Annotated in this window: 18 protein-coding genes, 1 tRNA gene and 1 riboswitch; of the genes, 6 read left to right on the plus strand and 13 right to left on the minus strand. The window is 69.6% G+C overall.

From position 1 onward, the window contains the following. Positions 1 to 136 precede the first annotated feature (136 nt). The 4 genes from TSH20_RS31735 to TSH20_RS31750 all read right to left on the minus strand — a co-directional run bounded on the left by TSH20_RS31735 (position 137) and on the right by TSH20_RS31750 (position 3,303). On the minus strand, positions 137 to 565 hold the full coding sequence (locus TSH20_RS31735) for a DUF1489 domain-containing protein (RefSeq protein ID WP_109156921.1): 429 nt from the start codon (positions 563 to 565) through the stop codon (positions 137 to 139). Positions 566 to 681: 116 nt separating this feature from the next. Continuing rightward, entirely contained in the window at positions 682 to 1,722 is a 1,041-nt protein-coding gene (locus tag TSH20_RS31740) for a potassium channel family protein (RefSeq protein WP_109156922.1), read from the minus strand. 133 nt (positions 1,723 to 1,855) lie between these two features. Beyond that, positions 1,856 to 2,470 carry a 2-hydroxychromene-2-carboxylate isomerase gene (locus tag TSH20_RS31745; RefSeq protein ID WP_109156923.1) on the minus strand — a complete coding sequence of 205 codons (615 nt, stop codon included), beginning with the start codon at positions 2,468 to 2,470 and terminating at the stop codon, positions 1,856 to 1,858. Positions 2,471 to 2,589: 119 nt separating this feature from the next. Next, positions 2,590 to 3,303 (minus strand): response regulator transcription factor, encoded by a 714-nt coding sequence (locus TSH20_RS31750; protein ID WP_109156924.1) that lies wholly within the window; start codon positions 3,301 to 3,303, stop codon positions 2,590 to 2,592. 250 nt (positions 3,304 to 3,553) lie between these two features. Between TSH20_RS31750 and TSH20_RS31755 the strand changes: the two genes are divergently transcribed. The 3 genes from TSH20_RS31755 (at position 3,554) to TSH20_RS31760 (ending at position 6,294) form a co-directional block, all read left to right on the plus strand. Next, positions 3,554 to 3,739, plus strand: a complete 186-nt coding sequence (locus tag TSH20_RS31755) for a hypothetical protein (RefSeq protein ID WP_109151646.1) — start codon at positions 3,554 to 3,556, stop codon at positions 3,737 to 3,739. Between the two features lie 23 nt (positions 3,740 to 3,762). Further along, a complete protein-coding gene (locus tag TSH20_RS34805; protein WP_146205413.1) occupies positions 3,763 to 4,020 on the plus strand; it encodes a hypothetical protein in 258 nt (85 codons plus the stop codon). Positions 4,021 to 4,122: 102 nt separating this feature from the next. Then, the gene (locus TSH20_RS31760; RefSeq protein ID WP_109156925.1) at positions 4,123 to 6,294 is read left to right on the plus strand and encodes a hypothetical protein; all 2,172 of its coding nucleotides are present in this window, start codon (positions 4,123 to 4,125) and stop codon (positions 6,292 to 6,294) included. A 195-nt stretch (positions 6,295 to 6,489) separates the two neighbouring features. Here TSH20_RS31760 and TSH20_RS31765 read toward each other — a convergent pair whose 3' ends face one another. From TSH20_RS31765 to mgtE, 6 genes are all read right to left on the minus strand, one after another. Further along, entirely contained in the window at positions 6,490 to 6,948 is a 459-nt protein-coding gene (locus TSH20_RS31765) for a hypothetical protein (protein ID WP_109156926.1), read from the minus strand. Between the two features lie 29 nt (positions 6,949 to 6,977). Next, entirely contained in the window at positions 6,978 to 7,421 is a 444-nt protein-coding gene (locus tag TSH20_RS31770) for a PaaI family thioesterase (RefSeq protein ID WP_109156950.1), read from the minus strand. 93 nt (positions 7,422 to 7,514) lie between these two features. Continuing rightward, positions 7,515 to 8,315 (minus strand): thiazole synthase, encoded by an 801-nt coding sequence (locus TSH20_RS31775; RefSeq protein ID WP_109156927.1) that lies wholly within the window; start codon positions 8,313 to 8,315, stop codon positions 7,515 to 7,517. A gap of 183 nt (positions 8,316 to 8,498) precedes the next feature. After that, the gene (thiS, locus tag TSH20_RS31780; protein WP_109156928.1) at positions 8,499 to 8,705 is read right to left on the minus strand and encodes a sulfur carrier protein ThiS; all 207 of its coding nucleotides are present in this window, start codon (positions 8,703 to 8,705) and stop codon (positions 8,499 to 8,501) included. After that, on the minus strand, positions 8,702 to 9,907 hold the full coding sequence (gene thiO, locus TSH20_RS31785) for a glycine oxidase ThiO (RefSeq protein ID WP_199232062.1): 1,206 nt from the start codon (positions 9,905 to 9,907) through the stop codon (positions 8,702 to 8,704). Before thiO ends, thiS begins: the two co-directional genes overlap by 4 nt. Next, positions 9,899 to 9,998: riboswitch (TPP riboswitch) on the minus strand. Its footprint overlaps the gene before it by 9 nt. A gap of 86 nt (positions 9,999 to 10,084) precedes the next feature. Then, positions 10,085 to 11,527: a magnesium transporter gene (mgtE, locus tag TSH20_RS31790; protein ID WP_109156929.1), complete on the minus strand. Its 1,443-nt coding sequence runs from the start codon at positions 11,525 to 11,527 to the stop codon at positions 10,085 to 10,087. A gap of 381 nt (positions 11,528 to 11,908) precedes the next feature. Between mgtE and TSH20_RS31795 the strand changes: the two genes are divergently transcribed. Together TSH20_RS31795 and TSH20_RS31800 are read left to right on the plus strand one after the other, a co-directional pair. Further along, the gene (locus TSH20_RS31795) at positions 11,909 to 12,211 is read left to right on the plus strand and encodes an STAS domain-containing protein (protein ID WP_085087879.1); all 303 of its coding nucleotides are present in this window, start codon (positions 11,909 to 11,911) and stop codon (positions 12,209 to 12,211) included. Positions 12,212 to 12,367: 156 nt separating this feature from the next. Continuing rightward, positions 12,368 to 13,081 (plus strand): phosphatase PAP2 family protein, encoded by a 714-nt coding sequence (locus TSH20_RS31800; protein WP_158282102.1) that lies wholly within the window; start codon positions 12,368 to 12,370, stop codon positions 13,079 to 13,081. Between the two features lie 92 nt (positions 13,082 to 13,173). On the opposite strand, the gene TSH20_RS31805 is transcribed toward TSH20_RS31800, so the two are convergent. Next, positions 13,174 to 13,258, minus strand: a tRNA-Leu gene (locus tag TSH20_RS31805). A gap of 223 nt (positions 13,259 to 13,481) precedes the next feature. On the opposite strand from TSH20_RS31805, the gene lipB reads away from it, so the two are divergent. Next, the gene (gene lipB / locus TSH20_RS31810) at positions 13,482 to 14,186 is read left to right on the plus strand and encodes a lipoyl(octanoyl) transferase LipB (RefSeq protein ID WP_199232063.1); all 705 of its coding nucleotides are present in this window, start codon (positions 13,482 to 13,484) and stop codon (positions 14,184 to 14,186) included. Here lipB and TSH20_RS31815 read toward each other — a convergent pair. Both TSH20_RS31815 and TSH20_RS31820 read right to left on the minus strand, forming a co-directional pair. Next, positions 14,183 to 14,695 (minus strand): hypothetical protein, encoded by a 513-nt coding sequence (locus TSH20_RS31815; protein WP_109156932.1) that lies wholly within the window; start codon positions 14,693 to 14,695, stop codon positions 14,183 to 14,185. The genes lipB and TSH20_RS31815 overlap by 4 nt on opposite strands. After that, positions 14,682 to 15,527, minus strand: a complete 846-nt coding sequence (locus TSH20_RS31820) for a hypothetical protein (protein ID WP_247871495.1) — start codon at positions 15,525 to 15,527, stop codon at positions 14,682 to 14,684. The genes TSH20_RS31815 and TSH20_RS31820 overlap by 14 nt, the downstream gene beginning before the upstream one ends. Positions 15,528 to 15,600 lie beyond the last annotated feature (73 nt).

Genomic DNA, 15,600 nt, shown 5'->3' on the forward strand with positions numbered 1-15,600 from the left:
CTGCCGCCAGCGCCGCGCCTCAATCAGCGCCCCGCCGTCGGTGGAGCGGGTTATAGGCGCCCTTCCCCAAACCACGCAAGCGCTTTTTTCGTCGCCTCCCGTATTTTTATGTTCGCTGAACCGACTGATGTTTCCGTCAGAGCAGGCCGAGCGCCCGCAGTTCAGCCGCCATATCGGCCGGCAACTCGTCCCCCGCCCCGCCGGCGGCTGAAAGATCCTGGGGGGCGGCCTCGGCCGTCAGGTAGCGCCAGCCCTGGAAGGGGCGATGCGGGGTCGGCACCGTCTGCACCCGATCGGCGGCGATCTGCAGGGTGCAGTAGCTCTCCCCCTCCTCGTCGGCGGCGGTGTCGATGGCGAGGATCGGCTGACGCACCAGGACGCTGCCCTTGATGACCCAATAGATCGAGCCGCCGGCCAGCAGTTCGTCGCCGCGCTTGGGCAGGCGGCGGGTGTAGACGGGGATGCGGGTCTGGCCGTCGGCCATTACGGCGCGGCGGTCCTGCAACTCCGCCAGATGGTCGAGGTCGCGGACACCGACAGCGAGCTTGATGAGATGGAGTGGCATGGGGACGCTGAAATCTCTGACGTGAAGAACGGAACCGCGCCCAACATAGCGCGCCCCCTGACATAGTGCGCTATGCAGGATTGTCCGTCTGCCGAGACCGCCGGGCGGATCTGTGCTCAAAGCGGATCGTTGCGGTCCGACCGGTTGGTCGGCCGGGCATGGCCGATGATGGCGCTGAAGCCGAACAGCAGCAGCAGCACACCCATGACGATCTCGATGCCGCAGACCAGACGGACCGGCCCGGACACCGGGTGAATGTCGCCATAGCCGACGGTGGCGAAGGTCACGATGGAGAAATAGATCCCCTCGGAGAAGGTCAGGTCGCGCCTGACGCCTTCGATGACGAAGTTCGGCTCCGCCATGAAGCGGTCCATGATGGTGTAGATGGCGCCGAACAGGATGATGCAGAGCGAATAGAAGGTCAGGAAAGCGAAGGCCGGCAGGACCAGACGTGCCGATTGCTGGAAGAATCCTTCGAACAGCAGGCCGGCGTCGAGCAGGAAGATGGCGATGTCGCGCGACACCAGGGCGACGATGGCGGAGATGGCCGACATGGCCAGTAGGAAGATCGCGCCGATCGTCTGGGTGTCCATGTCCTGTTCGGGCACCAGGAAGGTCAGGGCGCCGATGCCCCAGACCGGCGCCATCCACAGGAAGACGCGGTCGAAATGTCCCCCCTCCCGCAATCGCCGCGACATCACGATCCGCCGGATGTCCTCCGCCCGCCACCAGGCCCCGCCCAGGAAGGCGACCAGCGGCAGGACGAAGGCGACGCTCTGGATCAGCGGACTGATGTTGTGGAAGTTGCTTTCCAGAAAGAAGACGAAGATGCAGGCATAGACGCCGATGAAGTTGGTCAGCGCCAGCGTGAAGAACTGGCTGCCCGGAAACAGATAGTGGAAGGCGCCGATCACGAGGCCGACCGATCCCAGCAGCACGAAGGTCAGATTGCCGGACACCGACCGGATCGACAGCGCGATCAGGCCGAGCAGCAGGGCCGTCAGCAACGCCCCGCCCAGCCAGGATTTGGATGCGCCCCTGGCTCCATGAGGTCCGCCGTGAGCGCCCCCATGGCCGTTGCCGCCGGAACTGCCGGGAGGAACCGCCGGCGGCGCGCTGGTCGTCCGGGGGCGACGGTCGGGAACGATCTGGTCCATGGGGCGGCAAACCGAAACGGAAACAGACACCAGACCCGGTGCCCGGACGAAGGTCCTATTCCGCAGTTATAGCGGTTTGCCCGCCCCGGGAGTCAGTATTTTCCGCAGCTCTACCTGCGGATTCCGCCCTGCCCTACCAGCCGCCGGTGGCGAGCCAGCGGTCGACCATGTCGAGGCGGTCCCAGCCCCAGAAGGGTTCGCCGTCGACGATGAAGAAGGGCGAGCCGAAGACGCCGCGCTCCACCGCATCGTCGGTTTCGGTGCGCAGCCGGTCCTTGACCGCCGGGTCCTGGATGGCGGCGGCCACCGCGGCACGGTCGATGCCGACGCTGCCCAGGGTCTTCGCCGCGATCTCCGCCACCGTGTCGGCCGGGCCGATGTCCCGCCCCTCGCCGAAATGGGCATGGAAGAGCGCGTGGGCCAGCAGCTTCGCCTGTTCCGGATGCTCGTCGGTCAGCCAATAGAAGGCGCGCGAGGCGGCGACGCCATTGACAGGGGCCGAATCGGGGAAGGTGAAGGGAGCGCCGGTCAACCGGGCGATGCGGCCGACGTCATGGGTCAGATATTCGCCGCGCAAGGGCTGCTGCAGGTTGGGCTTCATGCCCGTCACCTTGAAGATCGCCCCGAGAAGGACCGGGCGCCAGGTGACGGTACGGCCATGCTTCCCCGCCAGCTCGTCGATGCGCAGGCTGGCGAAATAGCCGTAGGGCGAGGCGAAGTCGAAATAGAAATCGATCGGGTCCGGCACGCGCGTTTCCTCTCCGACAGGTTTTCCGGAAAGGCTAACGCGGGCGCGGGACAGCGTCCAGAGGAGCGTCCGGGGGGCGCCCGGGGAAGGCGCAATCCCCGAACGGCCCGGCCATCCCGTCAGACCGTGCGCACCTTGGCATCGAAGACGTAGCCGGCGCCGCGTTCGGTCTTGATGATGCGGGGCTCCTTCGGGTTCGCCTCGATCTTGCGGCGCAGGCGCAGGATCAGCACGTCGATGGACCGGTCGAACACCTCCGCCCCGTCGACGCGGGTGAGGTCGAGCAGCTGGTCGCGGGTCAGCACCCGCTGCGGCCGCTTGACGAAGGCCGCCAGCAGGCCGAACTCCGCCTTGGTCAACTCCACCTCGCGCCCCTCCTGCCCTCGCAGGCGCTGGGCGGTGAGGTCGAGTTCCCAATTGGCGAACTGCACGACGGCGCGCAGCTCGTCCGCGCTGCGGGCCGGGCGGGCGTCGCTGGAGACGCGGCGCAGGACCGCCTTGATGCGGGCCAGCAGTTCGCGCGGGTTGAACGGCTTGGTCAGGTAATCGTCGGCCCCCAGTTCCAGCCCGACGATGCGGTCGACGTCCTGGTCCTTGGAGGAGAGGATGATGACGGGAATCTGCGATTCGGTGCGGATCTGGCGGACGAGGCCCAGCCCGTCGCCGTCGGGCAGGCGCAAATCGCAGACCACGAGGTCGACAGGGTCGCCATCCAAAGCCTGCCGGGCCGATGCGGTGTCCTGCGCCGTCGTGACCCGGTAGCCCTCTCCCGCCAGATATGAGGCCAAAAGCTCCCGAATCGGCTCGTCGTCGTCGACAGCGAGAATGTGCATGCCTGTTACCTCCCCAAATCTTCTTATCTCACGCGCGAGCGGCACGCAATGCGTTACAACCCCGTAACAGCCGCGGCCGATTCGCCGACCACATGAGTTGGTTGAAACCGCGTCCTGCACCGGCGACATAAAAATACCGTTGCGCGGACATTAACCAGAAACAAGCTGCGGTTTAAATGCAGACCATCGACCAGGGGACGGCGGACCGCCTGTGGGCGCCGGACCAATGCCGTGATGGGGAAGCACCGCCATGTCGAACATCGATCATTGCCTGGAGCGCCTGGCCCTGCTCGACCGCGCCGACCGTCTTCTGAACGAGGTGCGGGTCTATGGCCAGCATGGCTCGATCCGCGAAACGCTGGCGCAGCACCGGCTGCTGCTGGGGGAGGCGAGGCGCCACCTCGACTCGGCGCGCTCGGTCGGGCGGCTGGGCTGAGGACCGTCGGCAAGACCATCATCATGTCCGGCTGCAACGCCCAGGCGACACCGATGCCGCCCCACCGCACCGCGCCCCACGGCCAGTCCCACGGCCAAACCCATTGCAGGGCGGCAAGGCGGCTGCCCGCCGACGGCCACCGCCGTCCGGCGACGGAGCGTTGCGCCCATCATTCCGGTTGCATGCCCGGTGCCGCACAGGTCGCGGCCCAGATCGCAGCCCACGGCGGCGCGCCGCTGTGGCGCATGATGATGGAACGCTGGCTGGCGGCGGCCCCCTGACCTGTCCGGACTTTTGGAAGCCCTCCTGTTGCGCTCTCCCTAATCCCGCCCGATTTCGCGCCTATGTCGGCAGTCGGGAGTCACAACACGGAGAGACCCATCATGACCCGCGCCATCCTTCTCGCCTCCACTGCCCTGCTGATGGCGGCCCCGGCGGCGCTTGCCGCGACAGGCGGGCCGGCCGGCGGGCAGCTGGCGCTGACGCGGGTCCTGCTGTCCACCGGCGGCGTCGGCTATTTCGAATATGAGGCGACGGTGAGCGGCGACGCCGACCTGTCGCTGGAGGTGCGGCGCGATCAGGTCGACGACGTGCTGAAGAGCATCGTCGTCTATGACGACAAGGGCGGGGTCGGCACCATCGCCCTGCCGGGAGCCGAACCGCTGGACACCGCCTTCCGCGAGCTGCCCTTCTCGGCCGACGACCTCACCTCTCCCGCCGCATTGCTGAATGCGATGCGCGGGGCGGAGGTGACGACCGGCGGCTCCCGCCAATTGACCGGCCGGCTGATGTCGGTGACGGAGGAGACGGTGCGGCTGCCGGGGAACGACGGCGCCACCACCACGCGCCACCGCGTGACGCTGATGACGGCCGAGGGACTGCGCCAGCTGGTGCTGGAGGAGGCCGACGCGCTGCGCTTCACGGATCCGGCGGTGCAGGCGCAGATCGACCGCGCGCTGTCGGCGGTGGCGGAGAACGCCCGGCGCGAGCGGCGGCGGCTGACCGTCCACAGCCGGGCGCCGCAGGATGGGCAGGCGGCCGGCGAGCGGCGGGTCCGGGTCGGCTTTGTCGCGGAGATGCCGCTGTGGAAGGCGACCTATCGGCTCAGCCTCGGCACCGGACAAGGCCAAAACGGACAGGGGCAAAACGGGCAGGGGCAAAACGGGCAGGCGGATAAGGGCAACGGCGCACTGCAGGGCTGGGCGGTGCTGGAGAATCTGAGCGGCGAGGATTGGCGCGGAGTCGACCTGACGGTGGTGTCGGGCAACCCGGTGACCCTGCGCCAGGCGCTCTACACCCCCTATTTCGTCGAGCGGCCGGAGGTGCCGGTGGAGGTGCTCGGCCGCGTGCTGCCCAGCGCCGACGAGGGAGCGGTGACGCTGAACGACGCCCGCCCGGCGATGCGGTCGCAGTCGGAGGCCTCGCGTGCCGGGGCGCCGCCCGCCACGGCCATGGCCGCTCCGGCGCCGATGCCCGGCGCGCCGGCTCCGGCGCCGATGGGTGAAGCGCTGGCGAAGGTCGCCCCCTACGGCAGCGCCGCGGGAACGCCGGCGATGGCCGCGGTGCAGGGTGCCGAGGCCGGTGCGGCGGAGGGCGCCCAGGTGCTGTTCCATTACCCGCAGCCGGTCAGCGTGCCGAATGGCGGGACGCTGATGATGCCGATCGCCGCGAGCACCCTGCCGGTGGAGCGGGTGGCGCTCTACCAGCCGGCCACCGACGCCCGCCACCCGCTGGCCTCCCTGCGGCTGCGCAACGACGGCGACACCGCCCTGCCGCCGGGGCTGCTGACCTTCTATGACAGAGGCTCGGCGAACAGCGCTTATGTCGGCGATGCCCGGATGGCGACCCTGCCGGCGGGCGAGAGCCGGCTGCTGTCCTTCGCCGTCGATCAGGCAGTGACCGTCGACCGCGAGGAGAAGCCGAGCCGCCGGCTGTCCCGCGCCACCATCGCCGACGGTGTGCTGACCCTGTCGGTGATCGACCGGCAGAGCACGACCTATACGGTGGCCGGTGCCCCGGACGCCGACCGCGATGTCGTGATCGAGCATCCGCGCCGTCCCGGCTGGGACCTGGCCGAACCGGCGAACGGCAAGCCGGAGGCGACCGCCACCGCCTATCGTCTGCCGCTGGCGGTGCCGGCCGGCAAGACGGTGACGCTGACCGCCACGCTGGAACGGCCGCGGCAGGAGCGGATCGTCCTGACCGACCTGACCGCCGACCAGATCGCCGCCCGCGCCTCCGCCCCCGAATTGCCGGCGGAGGTTCGTCAGGCGCTGACCACGCTGGCCGGTCTGCGCGCCGCCGTCGCCGAGAAGGAGCGTCGCATCGCCGAGTTGGAGCGCGAGCGGACGGAGCGCATCGCCGACCAGGACCGCCTGCGCGAGAACCTGAAGGCCCTGCCGGCGGGCAGCGACCTGCACAAGCGGACGCTTGCCAAGATGGCGGAGGCGGAGAACCGCCTGGACGCGCTGGCGCGGGACTTGGGCACCGCCCGCAACGAGGCGGAAGCGGCGCGGCAGACGCTGCGCGAGCGGGTGAAGGCTTTGGCGATCTGAGGGGGGGGTGTCGGCTGACGATGCCCCCACCCTAACCCTCCCCCGCTGGGCGGGGGAGGGAACAAGTGCTGATGCGGGAGAGTGGCGGCAGTCCCTCCCCCGCCCAGCTCTCGCACAAAGCTTCGCTTTGTGCTGACTCGGCAGGCGGACCGTGGGTCCGCTGAGAGCGGGGGAGGTTCGGTGGGGGTCTAACTCCTACAGCGTCGTCGCGCTGCAATAGGCCCAATCCTCGCCCTGCAGGCCGAAGAAGGCGGCGACCGGCTTGCCGCTGGAGCGGTCGACGACGACGCGGAAGCGGCTGCCGGTGCAGGTGCCCTGCGGCTGCTTGGCGAAGGGCAGCTTGACGTGCTTGGACTTCAGGCAGGCGTCCGACATCTTCGGCGGGGTGGCCGGGCCGTCCACCTTCTTGCCGTTCAGCACCATATAATAGTTGGTCGCCTGCCCGCCCTTGACGTCGGCCTTCACCTCGATCTTGCCGAAGCGCGACTTGTAGAGACCGGCATCCTGTTCGCCGTCCGGCGCGCCGCCGGGCAGAGCGCGGAAGGAGATGGCGGCGCAGGATGGCGGATCCTTGGCCTCCGCCGGGGCGGCGGCCAGTACGGCGAAACCGCCGGCCAGCAGAAGGGCGGCAGGTAGCAGGCGTGCAGAGAGCATCGGAGAACCCTTTCGAACCGGTTGAACCGTCACTTCGGCAACATACAGATGGCGGTCTGCTGCATCAGGGCGCAATCCTTCTCCGCGCCGCCGTCCAGCATCGACACCTCGACCTGGGTGATCGTCAGGGTGCGCCCCGGCTTCACCACACGGGCGCGGGCGATCATGACGTCGCCCTTGGCCGGCGCCATCAGGTTGATCTTGAACTCCACCGCCAGAACTTCGGCGCCCGCCGGCATCAGGCTGTAGGCGGCATAGCCGCCGGCATTGTCGGCCAGCGTGCTGACCATGCCGGCATGGAAGAAGCCGTGCTGCTGCGTCAGCTCGGGGCGGAACGGCAGCCGCATCTCGCAGAATCCCGGCTCGACCGCCGTCAACTCGATGCCGAGAGTCCGGCAGATCGGCTGCTGTTCGAAGGAGGCGAGACAGCGCGCCTTCCAGTCGGGGTCGCGGGGAACGAAGGTGTCGGCCAAGGCGAAGCACTCCGGCAAGGGGACGTCGCGGGACAGCCTGCGACAGCCGCCCCGCCGGATCAAGCCCGTATCCCCATAGGTCAGCTGCCGATCTCAGCTGCCGATCAGGCCCATCTGCGGGCTGGACGGTTCGGCATGGGCGCGCATCGGCATGCGGCCGGCCAGATAAGCGGCGCGGCCGGCGCTGACCGCGTCGCGCATCGCCGCCGCCATTCGCACCGGATCGCGCGCCTTCGACACCGCCGTGTTCAGCAGCACGGCGGCGCAGCCCAGCTCCATCGCCAGAGCGGCGTCGGATGCGGTGCCGATGCCGGCGTCCAGCACCACCGGCACGGGGCTGCGGGCGCAGATCGTCTCGATGGCGTGCGGGTTGCGGATGCCCATGCCCGAGCCGATGAAGGCGCCCAGCGGCATCACCGCCGCCGCGCCGAGATCGGCCAGCTTGCGGCAGGTCACGGGGTCGTCGTTGCAATAAGGCAGCACGACGAAGCCGTCATTGACCAGTTCCTCCGTCGCGCGCAGCAGTTCCTCCACATCGGGATAGAGCAGTTCGCGGTCGCCGATGACCTCCAGCTTGATCCAGGGCGTATCGAGCGCCTCGCGCGACAGCTGGGCGGTCAGAACGGCTTCCTTGGCGGTCATGCAGCCGGCGGTGTTGGGCAGCAGCCCGACCGGGCCGGTCGGCCGCCCGGCAGTGGCACGGGCCAGCACGTCGACGAGGCTTTCCGAATAGCCGTCCAGGCTGATGCGCCGGATCGCCAGCGTGACCAGCTCGCTGCCGCTGGCCGCCAGCGCGTCGAGCATCACCTGCTGATTCGGATAGCCGGCGGTGCCTAGGAAGAGGCGCGACCCGAGGTTGCGCCCAGCAATGGTGAGGATGTCGGATTGGGACATGGGGAGTGCCTTTTAGAAGGCCCTCTCCCGCCCCGGGAGAGGGAGGGGACCCGCGCCGAAGGCGTGGGGAGGGTGAGGGGATGTCCGAACTTGGATTTTGATCCTTGCCCCACCCCTCACCCTTCCCAAGCTGCGCTTGGGCCCCTTCCCTCTCCCGGGGCGGGAGAGGGAGGTGTAGGAAGGTCAGCCGCCTTGGATCGGGCGGACGATTTCCAGGCTGTCGCCGGGCTGGAGCCGGGTTTCGGGCCAGCGGCGGCGGGGGACGACGGCGCCGTTCAGCGCGACGGCGACCCCCTGCGCACCCTCGGCGATGCCGCGACCAGCCAGAAGCTCGGCCAGCGACGCGGCGGAAAGCGGCTCTTCGCGGCCATTGATGCGGATGGCGCTCATGCCGCCGCTCCCGCCGCAACGAAGCGGTCGGCGGCGAAGGGGCGCAGCAGCGGGTCGGTCTCGCCGGTCAGCACCAGCCGGGCGATGCCGTCGGCGGTCACCGGAGTCAGCAGGATGCCGTTGCGGTGGTGGCCGGTGGCGTGGATCAGGCCGGGAATGCCGCTGTCGCCCAGGATCGGCGCATCGTCGCGGCTGCCGGGGCGGAACCCAACCCAGGCCTCCTCGATCGGCAGTTCGGCGATGCCGGGCAGCGCCCGCCATGCCCCCTCCAGCAGGGCGAACTGCCCGCCGGCGGTCAGACGGTCATCGAAGCCGCGCTCCTCCGTCGTCGCGCCGATCAGCAGCCGGCCGTCCAGCCGCGGGATCAGGTAGGTGCCGGGCGTCCACACCACATGGCGCAGCAGCGGCAGTCGCTGGTCCATCCGCAGGCAGACCATCTGCCCTTTCACCGGCCGCACCGGCGGCATGGCGGCGGGCGGCAGTCCCGGCACTCCGGCCGACCATGCCCCGGCAGCCAGAACCACCCGGTCGGCCCGGTGCAATGTTGCAGCAACCCGCACACCCACGGCGCGACCGCCCTCCACCGCCAGCGCCACCTCGCCGCACTGTTCGTGCAGGCGGGCACCGGCGGCCAGAGCGGCGCGGCGCAGGGCGGCCGCGACCTTGCGGTTGTCGACCTGATGGTCGCCGGCACAGAACAGGGCACCGGCGACGCCCGGTTGCAGGAAGGGTTCGCGCCGCCGCACCTCGGCCCCGCTCAGCCACTCCACCGGCAGGCCCAGGTCGCGCTGGAAACCGTGCAGGAAACGGACCTTGGCGGCATCGTCAGCGTTGAGCGCGATGACCATGGTGCCTTCGCTGCGCAGATCGACCGCCATGCCGCTCGCGGCTTCAAGATCGCGGGCGAAGTCCGGCCACAGCGCCTGCGAGGCGCGGGTCAGCGGCAGCAGCCCCTCCTCGCCCGGTTCGGTTTCGACGCAGGCGGCCAGCATGCCGCCGGCGGCATGGGTGGCGCCGCGCCCGGCCTCTCCCCGCTCGAACAGATCGACGCGGCAGCCGGCCGACGCCAGCCTCCAGGCGATGGCGAGACCGATGCAGCCGGCACCGATGATGGCGACGGATGGACCGGCAGCGGACGGACGGATTCCGGAGACGGAAGATGGATGTGCCGAAAATGGAGATGACTTTGGCGCATGGATCATGCGGCGGCTCCCTTCGCTGGAATTACCCAGACAGGTTCGATGGGTGTGTTCTCAGCCGCGCGACCACCGCACGGCACCCCAGGCCTATGGCTTGCCTTATGCCAATGTTTCGCTGGCCCCACAAGCGGAATCGGTTCTTCCCGCCGGCGAGGCCGCCGCCCCCATATCAAGAGCCCCCTACAACAAAAACACCGACGCCAGTCCCAGGAAGGCCAGGAAGCCGACGACGTCCGTCACCGTCGTCAGGAACACCGCGCTCGACACCGCCGGATCGACGCCGAGCTTCTCCAGCCCCAGCGGGATCAGCGCACCGCTCAGCCCCGCCACGACCAGATTGATGATCATGGCGAGCCCGATGACGATGCCGATCAGCGGGCCGTACCAGACCAGCGCGATCGCACCGACCATCACCGCGAAGATGCCGCCGTTGATCAACCCGACCAGCAGTTCCTTGCCCACCACGCGCAGCGCATTGGCCGACGACAGGTCGTGCGTCGCCAGCGCGCGGACGACGACGGTCAGCGTCTGGGTGCCGGCATTGCCGCCCATCGAGGCGACGATCGGCATCAGCACCGCCAGCGCCACGATCTGCTCGATGGTGCCCTCGAACAGCGAGATGACGCCGGACGCCAGGAAGGCGGTGGCGAGGTTGATGGTCAGCCAGCCGACACGGCTGCGGGCAATGTCGGCGATGCCGCTGAACACGCCGGTGTCGCCCGACCCGCTCAGCTTGCGCAGATCGTCCTCCGCCTCCTCGTCGATGATGCGGACGACGTCGTCGACGGTGATGACGCCGATCAGCCGGCCGGCGGCATCGACCACCGGCGCGGAGACCAGCGCATATTGGCGGAACAGGTTCGCCACCTCCGCCCGTTCCATGGTGGCGGGGATGGAGTCGACCTCGCCGGTCACCAGATCGGCGATGCGCACGGCACGGCGCTGGCGCAGCAGGCGCGACAGCGGCACCGCCCCCACCACCCGGTGCATCGGGTCGACGATGAAGATGTCGTAGAAATCCTCCGGCAGCGTGTCGGTCGCCGCACGCACGAAGTCGATGGTCTTGCCGACCGTCCAGAATTCCGGCACCGCGACCAGCTCTCGCTGCATCATGCGGCCGGCGCTGTCCTCGTCGTAGGTCAGGTTCTCCTGCACCAGGGCGCGTTCGGCGTCGGGCAGGTTCGCCAGGATCTGCGCGCGCGTCTCGGCGTCCAGATCCTCGATCAGTTCCACCGCGTCGTCGGTGTCGAGGTCGGCGACGGCGGCGGCCAGCTCCTGCGGCTCGAACCGTTCGATCAGCGCTTCGCGGAGATCGGGGTTCAGGTAGGACAGCACCTCGCCGTCCAGCGCGGCGGGAAGCAGGTCGATCAGGTCGGCGCGTTCGGCCGGCTCCGCCTGTTCGATCAGGTCGGCGATGTCGGCGGCATGCAGCCCGTCCAGCCGCGCCAGCACGGCCTCGCGTTCACGGGCGCGCAGCAGGCCGACGATCTCTTCCACGAACTCCGGCTCGACGCCGTAGGGACGTTCGTCGTCCGCCTCGGGACCCGCATGCGGGCGGGCTTGGGCGTGGGCGTGGGCAGCGCCGTCCGGCCGCAGATCCGGCGTGTGGGGATCGGTGTGCATGCCGGCACCCTCCCTTCGACGATGCATCCCCCGCATGCCTGAGCCGGGTGGCCGGCGGCATGGTAACGACGGGACGGCTCCGCGACATCGGACGGGGCCGATGGCGCTTGGGGCCGGCGTTCGGGGTTTGCGGGTTGTGGAAGCCTTCCGGCCGGTGCCGGGAGCCGTCCGTCAAGGGACGGGACCGGTGACGGCGGAAGCGCCCCCGACATAGAGGCGCCACCCCGGTTTGTCCAGCCCGGTTCGGCGGAAACCGGCAGGCACGGCGGCATTGGCCGCATTTGCCACCATATCCTTGCACCGCCGCGACCCTTCATGTTCCCATGCGTCTCGCGCCGCATCCACGGCGGCGCGGGATGGGGAGGGGGACCGAAAGCACCGATGGAGTATGCCTTCACCACCGTCGGCGGTCGCGACGGCATCCTGCTGTCCGGCCGCTGCACCTACGAGGACGGCACCCGCTTTCACGACATGTTGCGCGACTGGGACTTCGCGGCCAGCCCGGTGGTCCCGATCGATCTGCGCTTCGTCACCTTCATCGATTCCGCCGCCATCGGGATGATGTTCATCCTGGCGAACCGCTGCCGCGAGGCCGGTGGTCACATCGTCGCCAGCGGTGCCGCCCCGCACATCGTCCGCGCGCTGCGCCGCGCCACGCTGGACCGCTACATCGAGTTCCGCTGACCCGGCCACGCCTTCCGCACGGCCCAAAATCGGGGAGGGTGGCACCCCGAACCGCTCGCCCCGGTCCCGGACGGCGCCTTCCGATGCGCCGTTGACCCACCCTGTCATAAAATCGCAACACTGGCCGCTCCCGTACCCCCCACCTTTGGAGCGCCTGTGGAGTACCTGCATCGTCTCGACCAGTCGCTGCTGCTGTGGCTGAACCAGTTCGCGGGCCACAGCGCGGCGTTGGACATGGCGGTGCGCGGGATCGCCAACATCTATCTGATCAAGCTGGGGCTGTTCAGCGCCGCCCTGTGGTGGCTGTGGTTCCGCCGGGAGGAGACGGAGGCCGGGCGCCGGCTGGTGGTGGACGCCATCACCGCGGTGGTGCTGGCGGTGGCGGCGTCCATCCTGATCCAGGCGGTGATGCCGGCCCGGCCGCGCCCGCTGCACGATGTCGGCCTCTCCTTCGTCCCGCCGATCGGCCAGAGCCGCGACGCCCTGAAGAACTGGAGTTCCTTCCCCAGCGACAACGCCGCGCTGGGCTTCGCGCTGGCCGCCACCTTCCTCCGCGCTTCGCGCCTGTGGGGGTTGCTGGCCTGCCTATGGGCGGCGCTGGTGATCGCGCTGCCGCGGGTCTATCTGGGCCTGCATTATCCGGGCGACGTCACCGGCGGCGCCCTGATCGGCATGCTCAGCGCCTTTGCCGTCGCCCGGCTGCTGCCGATGGGCGGCATCCACCGTCTGGTCGCCTGGGTGGAGGAACGCTGGCGCCCCTGGTTCTACGGCGCCGCCTTCCTGGTGATCTACGAGATGATGGTACTGTTCGAGGATGTCCGCCGCGCCGCCGGGGGAGCGTCCAAGCTGCTGCACGCGCTGGCGGGGTGAGGCCCGGATACGAAAAAGCCCGCTCGGTCTTGCGACCTGCGGGCTTTTCGGTGTTCCCGTATCCCCGGGATGGTCCCATCTGCATGGGAGAGTGGTGCGGTCGAGAAGACTCGAACTTCCACGGGTTGCCCCACAGCGACCTCAACGCTGCGCGTCTACCAATTCCGCCACGACCGCATCAGGCTGGTAGTCCCCGACGCTCGCTCGCGCGCCTCATCGGGTGGAGCGGGTAGATATCAGCTTCCCGATGGCCGATCAAGCGTTACAATCATCGTCTGCGAAGAAAAATTCGGGACGGCCCTCCGGCCGCTCCGCCCTCACCGCCCACACCGCCCGCCGACGCCATCAGAGACCGGATCGAATGACCTCCCCGACCAGCCTGTCCGCCAGTCAGCCCGACATGCCCGCCCCGCAGCCGGCCCAGCAGCAGATCGAGTGGCGCATCTCCGACCAGCCGGTGCCCTACCCCGACGCCATCGCCGAGATGGAGGCGCGCGTCGAGGCGATCCGCGCCGGCACCGCGCCGGAGCTGGTCTGGCTGCTGGAGCATCCGCCGCTCTACACCGCCGGCACCAGCGCGCGCGACGAGGATCTGCTTGAGGCCGACCGCTTCCCGGTCTACCGCAGCGGGCGCGGCGGCCAGTACACCTATCATGGGCCGGGACAGCGCGTGGCCTACGTCATGCTGGACCTGAAGAAGCGCGGCGCCGACATCCGCGGCTTCGTCCGCGATCTGGAGGAATGGATCATCCGCACGCTCGCCGCCTTCAACATCAGGGGCGAGCGGCGCGAGGGCCGCGTCGGCATCTGGGTCGACAAGCAGCCCTATGGCGGGCTGAAGGGCCAGGAGGACAAGATCGCCGCCATCGGCGTGCGGGTGCGGCGCTGGGTCAGCTTCCACGGCATCGCCCTGAACGTGGAGCCGGACCTGTCCCATTTCGGCGGCATCGTCCCCTGCGGCATCGCCGAGCATGGCGTCACCTCCATCGTGGCTCTCGGGCAGCTGGTGACGATGGAGGATGTCGATTCCGCCCTGATCGCGGCGTGGCCGGAGGTGTTCGGCGGCCCGATGCGGGGCGAGGAGGACGGCGACGGGGACGCCTAGTACTTCTTGAACCCGCCGGCGGCCGGGGTGCCCGCCTGGGTGCCGGCGGGGTTCACACGCGGGTCCTGATTGTCCATCGACTGCACGGTGCAGCCGGTCGAATCGCCGTTGCGGAACAGGTAGATCTTCTTGCGGTCGGCCTTCTTGCCGGGATCGTGCAGGTTCAGACCATGGCCGAAGGCGACGCCCAGCACCTCGCCCTTGTAATAGGCGCGGAAGCGCATCGGCTCGATCTCGTTGAAGCGCAGGGCGGCGCAGTCCTTGCTCAGGTCCTTCTCGAACTTGCCGGCCTTGCGCCAGTCCTCCTTGGACCGGATCGTCATCCACTGCGACGGCAGCGCGTATTGCACGATCGGCGGCGCGATGGGCAGGCTGGACCCCGGCTGCGGCGGCGCCTGATGGCCGGGCTCCGTCCGTTCCAGCGCACCGGCCAGCGCCGGGGTAACCCCCAGCAGCGTCAGCCCGCACAGCCAGAGGGCTGCCTTGACGGGCGCATCAAATCCGGACATCGAACCCACGCTCCTTGACCTCGCCGACTGCTTTCTCCTTGGCAGGCATTTGAACGGATGGCGCAGCAGCGGCCACCTCCCCCAGCCGTCCGGAGAGCGACAGCGACAGGTCCAGCGCTCCGCCTTCGGCCGGCGCACCCAACGGCTGCAACGTCACCGTGCCTTCCAGCCCCTGCGGCGGCCCGGCCATCGCCCCGCTCAGCGCCGCCATGACGCGGCCGAGATCGTCGATGGCGACCCGGTCGGTCTCGACCGTCAGCCCCCGGCCCGGACGGATGGCGGAGCGGAGGACGCCGAGCATGGCGGCCAGCCCCTCGCCCTTCTCCTCGGCCGGCACCCGCGCCAGCACCAGGGCCGCGTCGGCCAGCCTGACATCCACATGCCCATGGGCCAAGGCGAGGCCGATCCCCCGCAGGTCCACCGCCACATCCTGCCGGGCATCTTCGCCCAGAGGCCGCAATTCGCCGGCCGGTCCGTCCAGCGCCAAGACGGCGGCCCGGCGCTCCGCCTCACCGAAGCGGGCGACGAACGCGGCTTCGGCAGCGGCGGCATCGCTCCCGTCCATGCCGAAGGCGGCCAGCAACCGCCCCAGATCGCGCGCCAGCGCCTGGATCGCCGGCCCCAGCCGGTCGGCAAGGTCGGCTGATGGAGCTTCGGACGGCCGCGCCGGCGCATCCTGCACCGCCTCCGGCCCCAGGCTGAGGCGAACGGCCGGGTCGCCGCGTCCCGGCGCGGCGGGGGCCTTCGGCGCCGGCGCGGCCACAGGCGCACGGACAGCCTTGCCCTTCGCCTCCGCCGCCTTGGCGAAGACGCCGGTGAGCATGGCCGTCATGCCGGCCACATCCGGTTTCCTGGCGGTCATCCGGCTACCGTTTCCCAAACCAAACACAGCAGCCAGCATGCCG

The organism is Azospirillum sp. TSH20 (genome assembly GCF_003115935.1).
Taxonomy (GTDB): domain Bacteria; phylum Pseudomonadota; class Alphaproteobacteria; order Azospirillales; family Azospirillaceae; genus Azospirillum.

Bases quoted from the DNA above. Each gene is read 5' to 3' on its own strand.
- TSH20_RS31735 (WP_109156921.1), bottom strand. From the start codon at position 565: ATGCCACTCCATCTCATCAAGCTCGCTGTCGGTGTCCGCGACCTCGAC.
- TSH20_RS31740 (WP_109156922.1), bottom strand. From the start codon at position 1,722: ATGGACCAGATCGTTCCCGACCGTCGCCCCCGGACGACCAGCGCGCCG.
- TSH20_RS31750 (WP_109156924.1), bottom strand. From the start codon at position 3,303: ATGCACATTCTCGCTGTCGACGACGACGAGCCGATTCGGGAGCTTTTG.
- TSH20_RS31755 (WP_109151646.1), top strand. From the start codon at position 3,554: ATGTCGAACATCGATCATTGCCTGGAGCGCCTGGCCCTGCTCGACCGC.
- TSH20_RS34805 (WP_146205413.1), top strand. From the start codon at position 3,763: ATGTCCGGCTGCAACGCCCAGGCGACACCGATGCCGCCCCACCGCACC.
- TSH20_RS31760 (WP_109156925.1), top strand. From the start codon at position 4,123: ATGACCCGCGCCATCCTTCTCGCCTCCACTGCCCTGCTGATGGCGGCC.
- TSH20_RS31765 (WP_109156926.1), bottom strand. From the start codon at position 6,948: ATGCTCTCTGCACGCCTGCTACCTGCCGCCCTTCTGCTGGCCGGCGGT.
- TSH20_RS31775 (WP_109156927.1), bottom strand. From the start codon at position 8,315: ATGTCCCAATCCGACATCCTCACCATTGCTGGGCGCAACCTCGGGTCG.
- thiS (WP_109156928.1), bottom strand. From the start codon at position 8,705: ATGAGCGCCATCCGCATCAATGGCCGCGAAGAGCCGCTTTCCGCCGCG.
- thiO (WP_199232062.1), bottom strand. From the start codon at position 9,907: ATGATCCATGCGCCAAAGTCATCTCCATTTTCGGCACATCCATCTTCC.
- mgtE (WP_109156929.1), bottom strand. From the start codon at position 11,527: ATGCACACCGATCCCCACACGCCGGATCTGCGGCCGGACGGCGCTGCC.
- TSH20_RS31795 (WP_085087879.1), top strand. From the start codon at position 11,909: ATGGAGTATGCCTTCACCACCGTCGGCGGTCGCGACGGCATCCTGCTG.
- lipB (WP_199232063.1), top strand. From the start codon at position 13,482: ATGCCCGCCCCGCAGCCGGCCCAGCAGCAGATCGAGTGGCGCATCTCC.
- TSH20_RS31815 (WP_109156932.1), bottom strand. From the start codon at position 14,695: ATGTCCGGATTTGATGCGCCCGTCAAGGCAGCCCTCTGGCTGTGCGGG.
- TSH20_RS31820 (WP_247871495.1), bottom strand. From the start codon at position 15,527: ATGACGGCCATGCTCACCGGCGTCTTCGCCAAGGCGGCGGAGGCGAAG.